Annotated in this window: 1 protein-coding gene; it reads right to left on the bottom strand. The window is 67.5% G+C overall.

What is annotated here, in order from left to right:
- Positions 1-840, bottom strand: an 840-nt coding sequence (gene ccrA / locus HFV08_RS31035; RefSeq protein ID WP_168543892.1) for a crotonyl-CoA carboxylase/reductase, incomplete at both ends; no start/stop codon positions are given.

Consider the following 840-nt stretch of genomic DNA (forward strand, 5'->3'; position numbering starts at 1 on the left):
GCGGACGCCGAGTCCTTCTTCGGGGGCGAGGGCGAGGACGCCGACCTTGCCCTGGTGGAGGTTCTTGTGGACGTCGTAGGCGGCCTGGCCGGTCTCTTCGAGGGAGTAGACCTTGGAGAGGGTGGGGTGGATCTTGCCCTTGGCGATGAGGCGGTTGGCCTCCCAGGCTTCGCGGTAGTTGGCGAAGTGGGAGCCGATGATGCTCTTGAGGCTCATCCACAGGTAGCGGTTGTCGTATTCGTGGGTGTAGCCGCTGGTGGAGGCGCAGGTGACGATGGTGCCGCCCTTGCGGGTGACATAGACGGAGGCGCCGAAGGTTTCGCGGCCGGGGTGTTCGAAGACGATGTCGACGTCCTCGCCGCCGGTGAGTTCGCGGATGCGCTTGCCGAAGCGCTTCCATTCGCGGGGGTCCTGGGTGGTGGCGTCCTTCCAGAACCGGTAGTCCTCGGCCTTGCGGTCGATGATGGCCTCGGCGCCCATCTTGCGGCAGATCTCGGCCTTGTCCTCGCTGGAGACGACGCAGATGGGGTTGGCGCCGCCGGCCAGGGCGAACTGGGTGGCGTAGGAGCCGAGGCCGCCGCTGGCGCCCCAGATGAGGACGTTGTCGCCCTGCTTCATGCCGGCGCCGTTGCGGGAGACGAGCTGGCGGTAGGCGGTGGAGTTGACCAGGCCGGGGGCGGCGGCCTCCTCCCAGCTGAGGTGGTCGGGCTTGGGCATCAGCTGGTTGGACTTGACCAGGGCGATCTCGGCGAGCCCGCCGAAGTTGGTCTCGAAGCCCCAGATCCGCTGCTCGGGGTCGAGCATGGTGTCGTTGTGCCCGTCGGAGGACTCCAGCTCCAC

The sequence above is a fragment of the Streptomyces physcomitrii genome, from assembly GCF_012273655.1.
In the GTDB taxonomy this organism is placed as follows: domain Bacteria; phylum Actinomycetota; class Actinomycetes; order Streptomycetales; family Streptomycetaceae; genus Streptomyces; species Streptomyces physcomitrii.